Origin of the sequence: Prevotella sp. E15-22, from assembly GCF_023204875.1 — a bacterium.
Classification (GTDB): domain Bacteria; phylum Bacteroidota; class Bacteroidia; order Bacteroidales; family Bacteroidaceae; genus Prevotella.
In genome coordinates this window covers 1,452,436-1,470,131 of the sequence record NZ_CP096247.1, presented here as the reverse complement: position 1 = coordinate 1,470,131, position 17,696 = coordinate 1,452,436, and the positions used below count along the sequence as shown (strand labels likewise).

16 protein-coding genes are annotated in these 17,696 nt (G+C 42.9%); 7 read left to right on the top strand and 9 right to left on the bottom strand.

Annotated features, from left to right (window positions below):
- Window positions 1-47 precede the first annotated feature (47 nt).
- From M1D30_RS05895 to M1D30_RS05865, 7 genes are read right to left on the bottom strand one after another with little or no spacing between them, the layout of a single operon-like run.
- Window positions 48-965, bottom strand: coding sequence for a DMT family transporter (locus M1D30_RS05895; RefSeq protein WP_248507307.1), 918 nt, complete (start codon window positions 963-965; stop codon window positions 48-50).
- Between the two features lie 24 nt (window positions 966-989).
- A complete protein-coding gene (gene truA / locus M1D30_RS05890) occupies window positions 990-1,718 on the bottom strand; it encodes a tRNA pseudouridine(38-40) synthase TruA (protein ID WP_248507305.1) in 729 nt (242 codons plus the stop codon).
- Window positions 1,719-1,730: 12 nt separating this feature from the next.
- On the bottom strand, window positions 1,731-3,875 hold the full coding sequence (locus tag M1D30_RS05885) for a M6 family metalloprotease domain-containing protein (protein WP_248507303.1): 2,145 nt from the start codon (window positions 3,873-3,875) through the stop codon (window positions 1,731-1,733).
- A 45-nt stretch (window positions 3,876-3,920) separates the two neighbouring features.
- Window positions 3,921-5,510 carry a peptide chain release factor 3 gene (locus tag M1D30_RS05880; protein ID WP_248507302.1) on the bottom strand — a complete coding sequence of 530 codons (1,590 nt, stop codon included), beginning with the start codon at window positions 5,508-5,510 and terminating at the stop codon, window positions 3,921-3,923.
- Window positions 5,511-5,519: 9 nt separating this feature from the next.
- On the bottom strand, window positions 5,520-6,380 hold the full coding sequence (gene rfbD / locus M1D30_RS05875; protein WP_248507300.1) for a dTDP-4-dehydrorhamnose reductase: 861 nt from the start codon (window positions 6,378-6,380) through the stop codon (window positions 5,520-5,522).
- A gap of 5 nt (window positions 6,381-6,385) precedes the next feature.
- The gene (locus tag M1D30_RS05870; protein WP_248507298.1) at window positions 6,386-6,928 is read right to left on the bottom strand and encodes a DUF4924 family protein; all 543 of its coding nucleotides are present in this window, start codon (window positions 6,926-6,928) and stop codon (window positions 6,386-6,388) included.
- A 12-nt stretch (window positions 6,929-6,940) separates the two neighbouring features.
- On the bottom strand, window positions 6,941-7,612 hold the full coding sequence (locus M1D30_RS05865) for a LysE family translocator (RefSeq protein WP_248507296.1): 672 nt from the start codon (window positions 7,610-7,612) through the stop codon (window positions 6,941-6,943).
- Window positions 7,613-7,752: 140 nt separating this feature from the next.
- Between M1D30_RS05865 and M1D30_RS05860 the strand changes: the two genes are divergently transcribed.
- The 7 genes from M1D30_RS05860 (at window position 7,753) to M1D30_RS05830 (ending at window position 17,168) form a co-directional block, all read left to right on the top strand.
- A complete protein-coding gene (locus tag M1D30_RS05860; RefSeq protein WP_248507294.1) occupies window positions 7,753-8,739 on the top strand; it encodes an ROK family protein in 987 nt (328 codons plus the stop codon).
- 41 nt (window positions 8,740-8,780) lie between these two features.
- Window positions 8,781-9,566, top strand: a complete 786-nt coding sequence (locus tag M1D30_RS05855) for an EFR1 family ferrodoxin (RefSeq protein ID WP_248507292.1) — start codon at window positions 8,781-8,783, stop codon at window positions 9,564-9,566.
- Between the two features lie 54 nt (window positions 9,567-9,620).
- Window positions 9,621-11,675 (top strand): molecular chaperone HtpG, encoded by a 2,055-nt coding sequence (htpG, locus tag M1D30_RS05850; protein ID WP_248507285.1) that lies wholly within the window; start codon window positions 9,621-9,623, stop codon window positions 11,673-11,675.
- A 158-nt stretch (window positions 11,676-11,833) separates the two neighbouring features.
- Entirely contained in the window at window positions 11,834-12,535 is a 702-nt protein-coding gene (locus M1D30_RS05845; protein ID WP_027450376.1) for an iron-sulfur cluster assembly scaffold protein, read from the top strand.
- A 14-nt stretch (window positions 12,536-12,549) separates the two neighbouring features.
- A complete protein-coding gene (locus M1D30_RS05840; RefSeq protein ID WP_237827651.1) occupies window positions 12,550-13,563 on the top strand; it encodes a GGGtGRT protein in 1,014 nt (337 codons plus the stop codon).
- A 114-nt stretch (window positions 13,564-13,677) separates the two neighbouring features.
- Window positions 13,678-14,901: a peptidase T gene (pepT, locus tag M1D30_RS05835; RefSeq protein ID WP_248507283.1), complete on the top strand. Its 1,224-nt coding sequence runs from the start codon at window positions 13,678-13,680 to the stop codon at window positions 14,899-14,901.
- On the top strand, window positions 14,901-17,168 hold the full coding sequence (locus M1D30_RS05830) for a cation:proton antiporter (RefSeq protein ID WP_248507281.1): 2,268 nt from the start codon (window positions 14,901-14,903) through the stop codon (window positions 17,166-17,168). Before pepT ends, M1D30_RS05830 begins: the two co-directional genes overlap by 1 nt.
- A 158-nt stretch (window positions 17,169-17,326) precedes the next feature.
- On the opposite strand, the gene M1D30_RS05825 is transcribed toward M1D30_RS05830, so the two are convergent.
- Both M1D30_RS05825 and rpmG read right to left on the bottom strand, forming a co-directional pair.
- Entirely contained in the window at window positions 17,327-17,485 is a 159-nt protein-coding gene (locus M1D30_RS05825; protein WP_081778508.1) for a DUF4295 domain-containing protein, read from the bottom strand.
- A gap of 15 nt (window positions 17,486-17,500) precedes the next feature.
- Window positions 17,501-17,692 (bottom strand): 50S ribosomal protein L33, encoded by a 192-nt coding sequence (rpmG, locus tag M1D30_RS05820; RefSeq protein ID WP_248507273.1) that lies wholly within the window; start codon window positions 17,690-17,692, stop codon window positions 17,501-17,503.
- Window positions 17,693-17,696 lie beyond the last annotated feature (4 nt).

Below are 17,696 nucleotides of genomic sequence, written 5' to 3'. Positions count from 1 at the left end.
GCATTTAATTTTTCAGTTTGCAAAAGTTTGCAAACATCCTAATTGTATTATCGACTTCCGATATATAGGAATATCATTCCCAGCAATACTAATGCCAAATCAACAGCCTTTGCCTTCAGATTCTTTTCATGGAAAAGAACTGCTCCACAGAGAAATGACACAATAACACTTCCTCGGCGAACCATTGACACAATGCTTATCATCGCTGCTGGTACGCTCAAAGCATAGAAATATACGAAATCAGCTGTTGAAAGAAACAAACTCACACCTATAATGGCCCAATCCCAATGGAATGGTGTTGTTTCTTTGTGCTTAGGCCACCAAAGTAATATCAGCATGGCCAACATCATAATACATTGATAGATGTTATACCACGATTGCACCATCATGCGATCTAGTCCCACACCCCCTTCGCTCACGGGTGCCATAAGGAACTTATCGTAGAGTCCACTGACAGCTCCCATCATGGCAGCACCAACAATCATAAAAATCCAGTGGTTGTGCTTGAAGTCAATTCCCTCTTTCTTTCCACTTCGACTGAGTAACAAAAACGAGATAATGGCAAGTGACACACCTATCCATTGCCAGACGTTAAGACGTTCACCAAAGAATAATAAGGCACCAATGAGCACCATCACGGGACGTGTAGCATTAATGGGGCCAACGATTGTAAGCGGAAGATGCTTCATACCGAAGTAACCCAACACCCACGAAGAAAGTACAATGAAAGCCTTCAGTACAACAAACTTATGTGTTTCCCATCCACCACTGCCAACATGAAAGATGCTATCATCAAGCAAGTCCGTTGACTCACTGAGAATAATGAAAGGTAGGAAGATCAGAGATGAAAACAGCGTATTCAGGAAAAGTATTGGAATCACTGCATTATTCCTTAGTGCTTTCTTTTTCAGCGAGTCGTAGATGCCCAGGAAGGCAGCAGACATGAATGCTAATATAAGCCACATATAATATCGTGTATGTTTGTTTAATTAATAGGTAATATTAACGAGAAACAATGCATTGCCGGGCATTGACTCACCTGCTTCGGTGCGTCGCTTACCTTCTATCACCGTTCTGAAATCATCGAGTGTCATTCTGCCACGACCAACCTCAATCAGTGTGCCCACCACAGCTCTAACCATATTTCTAAGGAAGCGGTTGGCTGTTATCTCAAAATACCAGGTGAATGACGATGTCTGATGCCATTCTGCTTTGGTCACATGACAAAGGGTGGTCTTTACATCTGCATGACTCTTACAGAATGCACCGAAATCCTCATATTCCATTAGAATGCGAGCCGCCTCGTTCATTTTATCAAAGTCTAGTGGATAATGCAGTTCGCAGGAATAATGACGTTCAAAAGGCGATTTCTCCGTATGAATATGATAATAGTATGTTCGTGATGTAGCCGAGAAGCGAGCATGTAGGTCGTCACTCACTTGCTCCACCTTTTGAACGGCAATGTCCTGCGGCAGTAGCTTATTAAGTTTATAAGCCAATTGCCTGCAGTCCAATTCACCTACGTAATCAAAATGAGCCACCATCATGCTGGCATGCACTCCAGCATCGGTTCTTCCTGCACCTGTCACAATAATTTCCTGTCGCAACAGCAACGATAAACCGCGCTGTAACTCTCCCTGTACCGAGATTCCATTAGGTTGAATCTGCCAGCCATGGAATCGAGTGCCATCGTAACTTAATGTAATGAAGAACCGCATAGACTGATATAATTACTTTATAATTTTCTTTCCGTCAATAATGTAGATACCATGCTCCAAGGTCTCCTTGTTGGTACCCATAAAACGTCCATCGAGTGTATATATGCGACCTATAGAACTTGTACTCATGGTCTCAATCGCAGATGTTTCTAAAGGCATTACCAACACTTCATCTAAGAAGAAACGTGACTTCGAGCCTGACAGGCTTTGGAAAGTCACCGTTACAAGGCCTTTACCGTTCAATTTCAGCTCATAGTTCTGGAACGCACCTCTATTCATTGTTACGGTGCTCTTACTTACCTCTGCACCTGAAGCACTAACGGTAAGTATATCACCTTCAGAATTTGCATTCCAGGCACCAGCGCGGAAAGTTAATTTAGCTTCACCCGTCAGTTTGAAAGCAGGAGTGGTTACATCACCCTTAGCCTTGGTTGTACCAAATTTAGCACACTGATTAGCACCATATCCTCTTCCGCCATTAATATTGATGACCCATCCATCATTGTCAGTAACAAATTCGCCATTAGCAATACTACTATTCCAAAAGCCGTCGTTACCACCAGTACCTGTACACTGATTGAATGACTCATAGAAAATTGCACCTTCTGGTTTCAAGGGATTATCATCATTTTGATTACCCTGGTTTGTGCCGGCCACATAGCTGAATCCTATTGTACCATCAACATTTTGAGTGATTCCCTCTATAGAAGCATCAATCCAATTGGTACCATTGATATTCTTTTTAAAAAACTTTGCAGCCTTGGCAGCAATGTTGTCGTATGTCTTGAAATCCTTGTTGAACGATGTAACGTTACGCTGAGGGAATGCATCACCTTCGCCTGTGAAATAGGTCTGCCCAAAATATGTAGACTTCTGACAGCGACCATCGGCAGGCACTACCACCATACGCTGATGGTTAGGATCGTCATTGGGGCCGTTCTGCGCCCATACCTCCTGATCATAATCACAATGTGTGATGAGCAGTCCGCCATAGTTAAGAGAGGCATCCCATCCTTCGAGTTGACGGTTCTCGAGCATCAGGAACTCGTTAACGTTTCCCTTATTATAGATAATATAGCACTCACCACCATTCTGCAACGACTTCATATTCGTTACAGTCATATCCTCATTGTCCAACTCTATTGGTGTAAGCCATCCAGCTGTCCATCTCTCATAAGCCGTATAGCCAGCTGGCTGATAGCCATCACCATTGTAGCTGCCTTGATCCATCAAATCCCAGAAGTCCATACCCTGACCGCCACTGTAGTCCACATCATAAAAATCAGGATAACCCAAACAATGTGAGAATTCATGACAGATAGTACCGATACCCTCAATAGCTTTGTTTCCATTCAACTCTGATCCGCAGGCATAGGTATTAACCTTCAAACTAGTAGAAACATTCACAGGTCCTGTACCGTCACCATAGTAATTAGCAGAACTCAAATCGTAGGCGTGTGGCCATATAGTTTCGTCCTCACCACCGTCAGCCTCACCCTGACCAGCATAGACAATATACACCTGATCAACATAGCCGTCATTGTTCCAGTCGTACTGCTGCCAATCACTCACTTCACTTTTTGCCTTCGTCACAGTCTCACAGACCATTTCTCCGGCATGCATATCATTACCGTCAGCATCGTTTTGACCATAATACTGGGCATTTTTGCTCACTGTTACAGGTCCCACGATATCGAAGTCAAGCATAAATTGGCCACGGCTTTGTGCCTTAAAATAGTCGGCCATAGAACCCTTGAACTTTCCCTCAGAATAGCCTTCTTCATTAGCAATTTTCTGAAACAACTCATTATTGTGTAAAGCATTAAACTTGACATCTTTGAAGTTTACCAAAATAATCAGTCCTTTCTTCTGGCCGAAATAACTGCCTACACCTGCCTCTGGAAGTCTTTGGACACGTTTAGCATTGGCTTGATGACGCATAACCTTCGCTCTGTTGACTATTTTTTGTCCGTCAATCTTCTTATAGCATTCACCATCTTTCATGTAGGCTATACCATCAGCTGTTTTCCAAAAATGACCGAACTCATCTCCAACGAGTGTGGCTCTCACAATCGAGCCATCGGCCAATGTTATTTTTTTCCATTGTCCGCGTTTCGCGGGAATCGCGACGGCTGATAAAGCCATCGATAACATCATAGCAATTATAAAAAAATTTTTCATAAATTAGACTTCACTATCTTCTTAAAATTCGCTCGTAAAATGAAACTGAATATGCTCAAAATCCTGCTGAGCCATTGACAAAACATAACCCGAGTCGGCCAGGAAGACATCCCTGCCTTCCTTATCCTTAGCCATATATTGGTATTTACGTTTCTTGAAGTTCTCAAGTTCTTTTTCATCGTCACTCGAAATCCAACATGCCTTATATAGGTGCACTGGTTCCCAACGACATTTAGCATTGTATTCGTTTTCTAAACGATATTGAATAACCTCGAACTGTAGCTGACCTACAGTACCAATAATTTTGCGACCATTGAACTGGTTAACAAACAATTGAGCCACGCCCTCGTCCATTAGTTGATCTATGCCCTTCTGAAGTTGCTTCGATTTCATGGGATCATCGTTCTCAATATACTTGAATAATTCGGGTGAGAATGAAGGTAATCCGCGAAAATGCAGTTGTTCACCCTCGGTTATAGTATCGCCAATTTTAAAGATTCCTCCCGTATCAGGCAAACCAACGATATCACCAGGCCATGCCTCATCGATAGTACTCTTACGTTGGGCCATGAATTGCGTAGGCGAAGTGAAACGCATAGTCTTGCCCTGACGTACATGCAAATAAGGCACATTTCTTTGAAACTTGCCACTGCACACCTTGCAGAATGCGATACATGAACGATGATTAGGGTCTATATTTGCTGTAATCTTAAAGATGAATCCTGAAAATTTCTGCTCTTCAGGCTGCACATCACGTTCCTCCGCTTTTGTCGGACGAGGACTCGGTGCAATTTCCACAAAACAGTTCAACAATTCTTGCACGCCAAAGTTATTCAATGCAGAACCAAAAAATACTGGGGCAACCTCTGCTGAGCGATATGTCTCAACGTCAAACTTTGGATAAACACCTTCTACTAACTCTAGATCCTCACGTAGTTTTGCAGCATCTGCTTCTCCAATACGAGCATCCAGTTCCACACTATCAATGTCAACCTCTACTTTTTCTGTTACACGCTGTTTGTCAGGTGTAAAAAGATCAAGTTTATTTTCATAAATATTATAGACACCCTTAAACTTAGCACCCTGATTAATTGGCCAACTCAACGGACGTACTTTAATTTCCAATTCTTGTTCCAATTCATCCAACAAGTCAAAAGGATCTCGACCCTCACGATCCATCTTGTTAACAAAGATAATAACTGGTGTTTTACGCATACGGCAGACCGTCATCAGTTTTCGTGTCTGCGTCTCTACACCCTTAGCGCCATCCACCACAATAATAGCAGAATCCACAGCTGTCAGTGTACGGAATGTATCCTCTGCGAAATCTTGGTGGCCTGGTGTATCCAGGATATTAACTTTATACTCAATATCTTTACCGTCGGGAGTATAATCAAACTCCATAACAGAAGTGGACACAGAGATACCACGCTGCTTCTCTATCTCCATCCAGTCACTCGTGGCCGTTTTCTTAATCTTATTGCTTTTCACAGCGCCAGCCACCTGAATCTGTCCGCCAAACAGCAGAAATTTCTCTGTCAAAGTAGTCTTACCAGCGTCTGGATGCGAAATAATCGCAAATGTTCTTCTACGTTCTATTTCTTGATTCATAATTCAATTTTAATTATTCATGAGAAGTTTGTTTATACAAACCTCAAGACTATCTTCCCAATAAGGAATCTCTATATCATAGGTTCTCTTTATTTTTGTTTTGTCAAGCACACTGTAGTGTGGACGAGCGGCTGGCGTTGGATATTCCTCAGTATGTAATGGATGAATTTTACAACCAACAATGTTAGACATGCGATGAATTGCTTTTGCAAAATCATACCACGATATAACGCCCTCATTACTAAAATGATATACACCTGGAACTATACCTTTTCTGATAATTAAAAAAATAGCTACAGCTAAATCACGTGCATTAGTAGGTGTTCCTATCTGATCGAAGATAACTCCCAATTCCGGCTTTTCTTTTCCAAGACGCATCATCGTCTTGACAAAGTTATTTCCAAATGTACTATATAGCCAAGCTGTACGAATAATCATCGACCTTTTACAATTCTGCTGCACAGCCTTTTCGCCAGCCAGCTTTGTGCGTCCATACATGCTATTTGGACAAACTGGATCAGTTTCGACATATGGTTTATGATTTTTTCCATCGAACACATAGTCCGTTGATATTTGAATCATCCAACCACCTCGTCTCTCTACGGCTGCAGCCAAATAACCAGGAGCATCAGCATTAAGAACAGTGCAAAGTGTTTGATTATCTTCTGCTTTATCCACTGCTGTGTAGGCAGCACAGTTTACGATACCATCAATTTTGTTATCGCAAACGAATTGTTCAATTGCTTGGCGATTAGTAATATCTAATTCTGCAACATCGGTATTATAATAAATATTCTCAGGGAACTGCTCTTCAAGCAATTGCATCTCATTGCCCAACTGTCCATTGCAACCTGTAACAAGTATATTCATATCTATTAAAAATCTAACGGTTCTTCTTTATCTTTCGCATAATAGTCAGTTAGCATGCCAATAAAAGAGGAAACCTCCTTCACTGCATGTTCCGTATTAGGTGTAATCTCTTTTTTCTGAAGTCGTAACATCATCACACCATAAAGCAAATTCAAACAAGTTTCAATCTCCCCTACTTCTTTATTGTCACCACGATTACGCAATTCGACGATAAAAGGTAGAACCTTATAATATGCAGAATTATAGAAAGGAAATTTAGAAGAACTCAGAAGCTGTTGATGCAACTCAGTGAGCAATTGTAGTGTTACCTTATTAATCTGAAGATGTCCATGCTCACGACAGCCCTCCTCATTCATCATCTTTATAAGGTTTCCAAACCAATCAGCCTCCTCATCCTTCTGCTCATTATCATAATCAAAACGATCAATATACTCTCGACGGATACGTGACAACGAGCATCCAAAAGCGCGGATAGTATCCTCGACCTGCCACATATAGAGCAGGTATTCCGCAATATTTTTCTTACGTAATTCCTGTGCAATAAACATAACTAAAAGTTACTAGAAGATATTATACAAATGCAAACTCGTCAGTGTAGACAGAAGAATAACTACACTGCCCAAAATGACCAGCATGCCAATAATCTGATTTATTATGCGAATTCCGTTGGTATCAAACTTTGTACGGATCTTGTCAACCAACCATGTCAGCCCCCACCACCATACCAATGCGCCAGCTACAATGCTCAAAAATCCCGCAACCATCTCAATAGGTCTTTCTGGTTGCAGACCAAAAGCAAATTGAGCATAAAGTGCCATAAAAAGGAAAATAATTAGCGGATTACTAAGTGTCACCAAGAACGCAGTTATACCATTATGCGTTAACGTACCCTTATTCTGCCCCGGTTTTCGCATATTTTTCGTCGGATCTGTCCGATAGGTATAGAGCCCAAACAAAAGCAGCATCAAACTACCCACAATTTGCAGATAGAACCGATTTGTATCATTGCTTACAAAATCAACCACCAAACCCATTCCCAACCCGGTAACACCAGCATAGATAATATCACTCATCGCAGCGCCACATCCTGTAACAAATCCATACCAACGCCCTTTGTTCAATGTGCGCTGTACACAAAGTACTCCAACTGGTCCCATTGGTGCGGAAGCGATAATGCCAATGAGCAATCCTTTAAATGCTATATCTAATATATTGGGTATGGTATTGAGCATAACGACTGCAAAGGTACACTTTTTTAGCCACTTTATAGACTTTATTGGAGTTAAAAGGAGTTAAAGGCCATGAGTTTTGCAAAGAATATCGTAACTTTGCAGCAAACAATAATTGTAATTCTACACAAAAATTCTTCGACATGAACGAACAAGCACTTTTGAAGCCATTTGTAATTGGCTTAGATTTAGGAGGTACTAATTCTGTTTTTGGAATAGTAGACTCAAGAGGCGACATTAAAGCAACCACAGCGATAAAAACAGGAGGCTACAACAATGCAGAAGACTACGTAAACGCTTGTATTACTGCCTTACAACCCATCATTGAACAAGTTGGTGGTATTGAAAAAATAAAAGCAATGGGAATAGGCGCACCTAATGCAAACTATTATAAAGGAACAATTGAATATGCTCCTAATCTACCATGGGCACACAATGGTGTAGTCCCTCTTGCCAAGATGTTTAGCGAAAGATTAAACAATATTCCTGTTGGAATGACAAATGATGCTAACGCCGCAGCAATCGGCGAAATGGTTTATGGTGTTGCTCGTGGAATGAAAAACTTCATTGTAATAACATTAGGAACTGGTGTTGGCTCTGGCATCGTTGTAAATGGTCAGCTTCTATATGGACACGATGGATTCGCAGGGGAATTGGGACATGTAACGATGGTTCGCGGTGAATCAGGACGTCTATGCGGATGTGGACGTACAGGATGTCTCGAGGCATATTGCTCTGCCACAGGTGTTGCACGTACTGCCCGTGAATTATTAACAACAACAGACCGTCCTTCAATACTTCGCGACATGAACATTGAAGATATCACATCTCTTGATGTTAGTATAGCCGCTGGCAAGGGTGACATATTGGCAAAAGAAATATATGAATTTACAGGAAAAATGCTAGGAGAAGCTTGTGCAGACTTTGCAGCATTCTCATCTCCAGAAGCATTTATTTTCTTTGGCGGAATGGTTAAAGCTGGTGAACTAATTATGAACCCCATTCGCGAATCATACGAATCTCACGTAATGGAAATTTTCAAAGGTAAAGCAAAATTCTTAATTAGCGGACTCGATGGCGCTTCTGCTGCAGTGCTCGGTGCCTCTGCTGTTGGTTGGGAGATACAATAACAATAAGGGCTAGCGCATTGCGAGCCCTATTTTTTTATATTATGATTTTTTATTTTTCAGGAACTGGCAACACGAGATGGGTTGCCGAAGAACTAGCAAAAAAAACTGGAGAAAAACTCCTCTGTATTCCAGACGAACTTAAAGGTGAGTGTTCATACTTTTTACAAGAAGGAGAAAGACTCGGCTTTTGTTTTCCCGTACATGGATGGCAGCCACCCCGGATTGTTAAGGATTTTATAAACAAAGTTACGTTTTCATTTAAATCACCCATCTATATTTATACAATTTTGACATGCGGAGACAACATTGGACAAGCCTTGGAATTATTTAAGAAAGAACTTGACAAGAAGCGTCTTCAAATTTCAAGTGCGTATTCACTTATCATGCCTGAATCATACGTTTGTTTGCCATTCATGTACACTGACGCACCAGAAAACGAGCTTAATAAAATTCATAAAGCAACAATTGAATTAACGCGTATAGCAAATGAAATTATTAGTCGAGAGTCTGGTATTGTCAGAATAAACACTGGCAAATTCCCTTGGATACTAAGTCATGTGATTGGAGCCTATTTTAATGCTTTCATGATAAGTGATAAAAAATTCTTTGTAGAAGAAAATATTTGTATTCATTGCAGGAAATGCGAGAAAACATGCCCCATAGGAAACATCTTTATCAAAAACGGCCTACCCCATTGGCACCATAATAACATTTGCACAAATTGCCTAAGTTGTTATCATCACTGCCCAAAACATGCTATCAATTATGGAAAAATCACGCGTAAACGGGGACAATACTTTTTTGGTCACACAATAAACAACCATTAATTTTTGGCACGAATTTTGCAAAGGATTTCCTAGAACATAATTTTTCATAATTCTATGCAAAAAGGTAATATTGGGGTTACAACAGAGAACATTTTCCCCGTCATCAAAAAGTTTCTCTATAGCGATCAAGAGATTTTCCTGCGTGAGATAGTTTCAAACGCCGTTGACGCCACTCAAAAATTAAAGACCCTTCAAGAGAAGGGAGAATTTAAAGGTGAGATTGGAGATATCACTGTACATGTGAACCTCGACATAGACAAAGGCACCATTACCATTAGCGACCATGGTATCGGTATGACAGAGGAGGAGATTGACAAGTATATCAATCAGATAGCCTTCTCAGGCGTAACCGATTTCCTTGAGAAATACAAGGACAATGCCAACAATATCATCGGTCACTTCGGCCTTGGTTTCTACTCTTCATTCATGGTTTCTAAGAAGGTAGAGATTATTACTCGTTCATGGAAAGAGGGATCTAAGGCCGTAAAATGGAGTTGTGACGGTTCACCTGCCTACGAGATTGATGATGCTAAGCGCGAAGCTCACGGTTCAGACATCATTCTCTATATCGACGATGATTCTAAGGAATTCCTCGATAAATTCAAACTTGAGGGATTATTAAATAAATATTGTAAGTTCCTTCCCGTTCCTGTTGCCTTTGGTAAGAAGACCGAGTGGAAAGACGGCAAACAGGTAGAAACTGCCGAGGATAACATTATTAATAATGTAGAGCCGCTGTGGACGAAGACTCCCTCTACGCTGAAGGACGAGGACTATAAGTCGTTCTACCGTACACTCTACCCCATGCACGATGAACCTCTGTTCTGGATTCACCTGAACGTGGACTACCCCTTCAACCTCACAGGTATTCTTTACTTCCCACGCATCAAGAACTCGCTGGAACTGCAGAAGAACAAAATTCAACTCTACTGCAACCAGGTGTTTGTAACCGATCAGGTGGAGGGTATCGTACCTGAGTTCCTGACCCTGCTTCATGGTGTTATCGACTCACCCGACATTCCTCTGAACGTGTCTCGTTCTTATCTCCAGAGCGACCGTGAGGTCAAGAAAATCTCTACCTATATTACCAAGAAGGTATCTGACCGCCTGAAGGCTATTTTCAATGAAGACCGCAAGGCCTACGAGGAGAAATGGGACGACCTAAAACTCTTCATCAACTACGGTATCCTAACCGAGGAGAATTTCTATGACCGTGCCAAGGACTTCTCGCTCTTCAAGGATACAGAGGGGAAATACTTCACTTTTGACGAGTATAAGACACTCATCGAAACTGCCCAGAAGGATAAAGACGGCAACCTCGTTTATCTCTATGCCACAAACAAGGACGACCAGTATTCTTATATCAAGGCTGCCCAGAACAAGGGTTACTCAGTATTGCTTTTCGACGGACAGCTTGACGTCCCCTGTATCCAGACCTTGGAGCAGAAGTTCGAGAAGAGTCGTTTTACCCGTGTTGACTCTGACACTGTAGATCACCTCATCCAGAAAGAAGACAAGCCCAAGACTGACCTGAGTGACACAGAGCGTGACAATCTGTCAGCCATATTCCAGACACAGATGCCCAAACTCGACAAGGCTGAGTTTATCGTTGAGGTCAACGCCCTGGGTAGCGAGCAGCGTCCTGTTGTCATCACACAAAACGAGTGGATGCGTCGTATGAAGGAGATGAGCCGTTATCAGAGTGGCATGGGCTTCTACGGACAGATGCCCGACACATTCAATATCGTGCTGAATAGTGACCACCCCCTGATTAAGCGTGTACTTGGCGACGCCCAGGCTCAACTGAGTGACGAGCTCAAACCCATCGAGGGTGAAATCAAAGGACAGGAAGCTCGTCTGGCTGCGCTGAATCAGCAGACAGAGGGTAAGAAGCCAGAGGAAATCACACAGGAGATTAAGGATGACAAAGCCAACACCCAAAAGACTATCGACGAGCAGAAAGAGAAGAAGGAAGGCGTGCTACGCAGCTTTGCTGAGAAGAACGACGTCATTCATCAGCTCATTGACCTGGCCTTGCTTCAGAACGGTATGCTAAAGGGCGAAGCGCTCGATAAGTTCCTGCGACGTAGCGTAGAACTTATCAAGTAGACATTACAAAATTACACATAATAACAAAGGGACGGACATAATTCCGCCCCTTTTCTTTTTTGCTTACCCATTTTTTTTACTCATTTTTAGGTATTCTCATTGAAAATTTGTAACTTTGCAACCACGAAATTAATTTCACTATTTTAAAATAGGTAACAATGATTTATTCTAAGGAAGTTGAAAACATGTGTGTTGTGGCCAAAGGCCCCAACCACGGTCCTGCTCCCATTCCCGAAGAGGGCAAGTGGATTCAGGCCAAAGAGATCAAGGACATTTCGGGCTATACCCATGGTATTGGCTGGTGCGCTCCTCAGCAGGGTGCTTGTAAGCTAAGCCTGAACGTAAAGGACGGCGTTATCCAGGAGGCACTCGTTGAGACCATTGGCTGCACAGGTATGACTCACTCAGCAGCTATGGCTTCTGAAATTCTGCCTGGTAAGACCATCCTCGAGGCTCTGAACACCGACCTCGTTTGCGATGCTATCAACACCGCTATGCGCGAGTTGTTCCTGCAGATCGTTTACGGACGTACACAGAGTGCTTTCTCTGAGGGCGGTCTCGTAATCGGTGCTGGTTTGGAAGACCTCGGTAAGGGTCTGCGCTCACAGACTGGAACACTCTATGGCACCGTTGCCAAAGGTACCCGCTACCTGGAGCTCACCGAGGGTTACATCACCAAACAGTTCTTGGATAAGGACAATCAGGTTTGCGGTTACGAATACGTGCACCTGGGTAAGATGATGGAAGCCATCAAAGACGGCATGGACGCCAACGAGGCTGTGAAAAAGTTCACTGGCTCTTACGGTCGTACCACTGCTGAGCAGGGAATTGTTAAGGCTATTGACCCACGTAAAGAGTAAGGAGGACAAAAATTATGATTAGAAAAGTATCATTCGAGAGCTACGAGCGTCGCATCAACCAGGTGCTGGCTGCTCTGAAGGAGAACGGCATCAATAGCATTGAAGAGGCTAACGAGATTTGTGAGAAGGCAGGCGTTGATCCCTATCAGATGTGTGAAGAGACCCAACGTATTTGCTTTGAGAATGCTAAATGGGCATACGTATGCGGTGCGGCCATCGCTATTAAGAAGGGCGTTAAGAGCGCTGCTGAGGCTGCCGAGGCTATCGGTATCGGTCTGCAGAGCTTCTGTATCCCCGGTTCAGTGGCTGACGACCGTAAGGTAGGTCTGGGTCACGGTAACCTGGCAGCTCGTCTGCTCCGCGAAGAAACCGAGTGTTTTGCTTTCCTGGCTGGTCACGAGTCATTCGCAGCTGCTGAGGGTGCTATCAAGATTGCCGAGAAGGCTAATAAGGTTCGTAAGAAGCCCCTTCGCGTTATCTTGAACGGCCTTGGTAAGGACGCCGCTATGATAATCAGCCGTATCAACGGTTTCACATACGTACAGACTCAGTTCGACTACTACACTGGTGAGGTTAAGGTCGTTAAGGAAGTTCCTTATTCTGACGGTCCCCGCGCTAAGGTAAAGTGCTACGGTGCTGACGACGTTCGTGAAGGTGTTGCCATCCTGTGGAAGGAGAACGTTGACGTGTCAATCACTGGTAACTCTACCAACCCCACCCGTTTCCAGCACCCCGTAGCTGGTACCTATAAGAAGGAGCGCGTGCTCGCTGGCAAGCCCTACTTCTCAGTAGCTTCAGGTGGTGGTACTGGTCGTACTCTGCACCCCGATAACATGGCTGCAGGTCCTGCTTCTTACGGTATGACTGATACTCTGGGTCGTATGCACTCAGACGCTCAGTTCGCAGGTTCTTCTTCAGTACCTGCACACGTTGAGATGATGGGCTTCCTGGGTATTGGTAACAACCCCATGGTAGGTGCTACTGTATCTATCGCTGTGGAGATTGACCTTGCTCTGAACAAGAAGTAATTAATTATCTCTGATAATCACGAGTTTCACGAATTGTGCGGTTTCAGTCTTACGGGAATGATTTCGTATGATTCGTGAAATTTTATTAATCCCCCCCCCAATAGCATTCAAAAAATGGATATTACTGAACGATTCCTTAACTACACAAAGTTTGACACCCAGTCATCAGAAGAGAGTGAGACTGTACCTAGCACCTCGAAACAACTTATTTTTGCTCGCTACCTGAAAGAAGAATTGGAAGAGATTGGTCTTCAAGACGTGTCACTCAATGACAAAGGATACATCTACGCCACCCTACCTTCTAATATCAAGGAAGAGGCGCCAGTTATTGGATTCATATCACACTATGACACGAGTCCAGACTGCTCGGGAGCCAATATCAAGCCACATATCGTGAGCAACTATAGTGGTGGAGACATTGAACTGTCCGAAGGTATCATGCTCTCACCAAGTAAGTTTCCAGAGTTGCTGCAACATATAGGCGAAGACCTAATTGTAACTGATGGTCACACTCTTCTGGGTGCCGATGACAAGGCCGGAATTGCAGAGATTGTGCAGGCCATGGTGTATCTTAAGGAACACAAGGAGATAAAGCATGGTAAGATTCGAGTAGCATTCAATCCCGATGAAGAAATAGGCATGGGGGCTCATCACTTTGATGTAGAGAAGTTTGGTTGTGAATGGGCATACACAATGGATGGAGGTGACGTAGGCGAACTGGAGTTTGAAAACTTCAATGCAGCCTCTGCCAAGATTACCATCAAGGGAGTGAGTGTGCATCCAGGCTATGCCAAAGACAAGATGCTGAATGCTAGTCTGCTGGCTGCCGAATTCGTTGGCATGATTCCCGCCGACGAGACTCCAGAAACAACAGAAGGCTACCAAGGCTTCTATCACCTGACAGGCATGCAGACACAAACAGAGCTAGCAAAGTTGTCATACATCATCCGTGACCACGATCGCAATAAATTTGAGGACCGCAAACGCTTCATCCAGTGTATTGTCGACAAAATGAACAAGAAGTACGGAGATGCCACAGTATCGGCAGAAATTAATGACCAGTACTATAACATGAAGGAGAAGATTGATCCTCAAATGCATGTCATCGACCTAGTGCTTAGAGCTATGCAAGAGAGCGGTGTCACTCCTAAAGTGCGTCCCATCCGTGGTGGAACCGATGGAGCTCAATTGTCATTTAAAGGGCTCCCCTGCCCTAACATTTTTGCCGGTGGCATCAACTTTCACGGTCCCTATGAGTTTGTGCCTATCCAATCCATGGAGAAGGCCATGCAAGTCATTGTAAATATCTGTAAACTCACAGCCGAGTACAATTCATAATGGCAGAACTACCCACAATGATTCGAGATCTTGCACTGATGCTCATGGTTGCAGGTGTGGTAACTTTGGTTTTTAAGAAGCTAAAGCAACCTCTGGTACTTGGTTACATCGTAGCTGGTTTTCTTGTTTCGCCCCACATGCCCTATACGACCTCAGTTGTCGACATGTCGAATATTCATTTGTGGGCAGATATTGGCGTTATGTTCCTATTATTCTCATTGGGTCTAGATTTCTCATTTAAGAAAATCTTGAAAATGGGAGCTTCGCCCATCATCTCAGTGGTATGCATCATCTTTGCCATGAGCATCCTTGGAGTCATTGTAGGTCATTCTTTTGGATGGTCCAAAATGAACTGCATCTTTCTAGGCGGAATGCTAGCCATGAGTTCCACCACTATCATATACAAAGCCTTCGACGACCTTGGCCTGCGCCAACAGCAGTTTGCAGGCCTGGTAATGAGTGTACTCATCCTAGAAGACATCTTAGCAATTGTTATGATGGTTATGCTAAGTGCAATCGCTAGTGGTAGCAATCCCAATGGTGGTCAGATGCTAGGTGCGGTAATAAAAATTGGTTTCTTCCTAATTCTTTGGCTTATAGTTGGAATATTTGCTATTCCATTGTTTTTGCGAAGAGTACGTAAACTCATCAACAGCGAGGTTTTACTCATCGTTTCCTTAGGGTTATGTTGCGCAATGGCCGTCATCTCAACCGAAGTAGGATTCTCATCTGCTTTTGGTGCCTTTATCATGGGAAGCATTCTGGCTGAAACTATTGAGGCCGAAAGAATAGAGAAACTTGTAGAGCCCGTAAAAAACCTATTTGGAGCCGTTTTCTTTGTCTCAGTTGGCATGCTTGTTGACCCAAAGATTATAGTTGACTATGCTCTGCCAATCTTTACCTTGGTAATGACCATCATTATAGGGCAAGCCATCTTTGGTTCGTTTTCCTTTCTGCTTGGTGGCGAATCTTTAAAGTCAGCCATGCGATGTGGTTTTTCTATGGCACAGATTGGTGAATTCTCGTTTATCATCGCCTCACTAGGTCTTTCACTTGGTGTCATAGGCAATTTTCTATATCCGGTTGTGGTAGCCGTATCCGTTATAACCACTTTTCTCACACCTTACATGATACGGCTTGCCACGCCGGCTTATAATGCATTAGAAAAACGTTTACCAACACGTATTATAAAGTCACTGAACCACCTATCAACAAGCCATCCTAACACTACCGAGCAGAGTCAGTGGAAGCGCCTTCTCACTCAGATGACGATTAATACTCTTGTCTACAGCATTCTCTCTTCGGCCGTCATCGCAGTCATGTTCACCTTTCTACTTCCATTCACACGCAAACTACTGCCTGGTTGGGAACTACACTGGTATGCCAATGCCATTACCGGCATCATCACCGTGTTATGTATTTCGCCCTTCCTCCGTGCCATGGTCATGAAGAAGAACCGCAGCGAAGAGTTTAAAACTCTATGGCAAGAGAGCAATCGCAACCGTTTACCCCTATTATTCACCATTTTGGTGCGTGTAGGCATCGCTGTGACATTTATTTTCTATATATGCAACTACCTTAGTAGATTCACCCCAGCCATAATGATTACCGTTGGTCTATTGGTCATCATATTAATCGTTTCATCAAAAGGCATTAAGCGTCGCAGTATCCTACTGGAACGACTGTTCATCAACAACCTTCATTCACGTGATATTGAAGCTCAGGTACAAGGAAAGAAAAAACCTCTATATGAAGGAAAGTTATTAGATCGAGACATTCATATTGCAGATTTTGACGTTCCTTACAATTCGAAATGGATGGGACACACATTACGTCAACTAAATCTTGGTCGCAAATATGGGGTTCACATCAGTAGCATACTTCGAGGAGGTTTCCGGTTAAACATCCCAGATGGCAATTCTATCATATATCCATATGACAGACTTCAAGCTATCGGCAGCGACGATCAGCTAACTACATTTCGTAACGCCATCGAAACCGAAATACTGGGAGAGGATACCGAATTAGAAAAACGTGAAATGAAACTCCGTCAATTAATCATTTGTAGCAATAGCCCATTAATTGGAAAAACCCTTGAAGAAAGTAATATACGTCGCCATTACAATTGTATGGTAGTAGGACTTGAAGAAGGAAAAGAAAATCTATCATCTATATCAACAGCCAGAAAATTTCAGGAAGGAGATATACTGTGGGTTGTTGGAGAGCAAGATGATTTAGATATACTATCAAGATTCTGCAAAAGTTAAATTGTCACATTTCAACTAAACAAACAAGGTGTTTAGAAGGAATATATGACATACTTATTGAGGAATAACAATATATTTATTTATCTTATATATATCAAAAAAAACAGGGAGCGTTATAATAATCACACTCCCTATTTAATATCTATACTATAACAAAATTAGTTCTTGAAGAAGTCTTTAACGGCCTCATTGGGAACCATCTGCTCATCAAAGATGTAAGCACCAGTCTTTGGACTACGAACCATCTTGATGACCTTTGAGTAAGCGCGACCATCCTTCGAACCTTCGTGGAGGGTTGCAACGGTTTTCTTTGCCATACTGTCTTACTTATCTTACTTAATCTCCTTGTGAAGAGTCATCTTCTTCAGGATGGGGTTATACTTCATCAACTCCATGCGCTCAGGCGTGTTCTTACGATTCTTGGTCGTAATGTAACGGCTGGTGCCGGGAAGACCACTATTTTTCATCTCGGTGCATTCCAGAACTACCTGGACGCGATTACCTTTTGCTTTCTTGCTTGCCATGGTC

Bases quoted from the DNA above. Each gene is read 5' to 3' on its own strand.
- M1D30_RS05840 (WP_237827651.1), top strand. From the start codon at position 12,550: ATGATTAGAAAAGTATCATTCGAGAGCTACGAGCGTCGCATCAACCAG.
- M1D30_RS05845 (WP_027450376.1), top strand. From the start codon at position 11,834: ATGATTTATTCTAAGGAAGTTGAAAACATGTGTGTTGTGGCCAAAGGC.
- M1D30_RS05865 (WP_248507296.1), bottom strand. From the start codon at position 7,612: ATGCTCAATACCATACCCAATATATTAGATATAGCATTTAAAGGATTG.
- M1D30_RS05860 (WP_248507294.1), top strand. From the start codon at position 7,753: ATGAACGAACAAGCACTTTTGAAGCCATTTGTAATTGGCTTAGATTTA.
- rfbD (WP_248507300.1), bottom strand. From the start codon at position 6,380: ATGAATATACTTGTTACAGGTTGCAATGGACAGTTGGGCAATGAGATG.
- rpmG (WP_248507273.1), bottom strand. From the start codon at position 17,692: ATGGCAAGCAAGAAAGCAAAAGGTAATCGCGTCCAGGTAGTTCTGGAA.
- M1D30_RS05885 (WP_248507303.1), bottom strand. From the start codon at position 3,875: ATGATGTTATCGATGGCTTTATCAGCCGTCGCGATTCCCGCGAAACGC.
- M1D30_RS05855 (WP_248507292.1), top strand. From the start codon at position 8,781: ATGATTTTTTATTTTTCAGGAACTGGCAACACGAGATGGGTTGCCGAA.
- truA (WP_248507305.1), bottom strand. From the start codon at position 1,718: ATGCGGTTCTTCATTACATTAAGTTACGATGGCACTCGATTCCATGGC.
- M1D30_RS05895 (WP_248507307.1), bottom strand. From the start codon at position 965: ATGTGGCTTATATTAGCATTCATGTCTGCTGCCTTCCTGGGCATCTAC.
- htpG (WP_248507285.1), top strand. From the start codon at position 9,621: ATGCAAAAAGGTAATATTGGGGTTACAACAGAGAACATTTTCCCCGTC.
- M1D30_RS05870 (WP_248507298.1), bottom strand. From the start codon at position 6,928: ATGTTTATTGCACAGGAATTACGTAAGAAAAATATTGCGGAATACCTG.
- M1D30_RS05825 (WP_081778508.1), bottom strand. From the start codon at position 17,485: ATGGCAAAGAAAACCGTTGCAACCCTCCACGAAGGTTCGAAGGATGGT.
- pepT (WP_248507283.1), top strand. From the start codon at position 13,678: ATGGATATTACTGAACGATTCCTTAACTACACAAAGTTTGACACCCAG.
- M1D30_RS05880 (WP_248507302.1), bottom strand. From the start codon at position 5,510: ATGAATCAAGAAATAGAACGTAGAAGAACATTTGCGATTATTTCGCAT.
- M1D30_RS05830 (WP_248507281.1), top strand. From the start codon at position 14,901: ATGGCAGAACTACCCACAATGATTCGAGATCTTGCACTGATGCTCATG.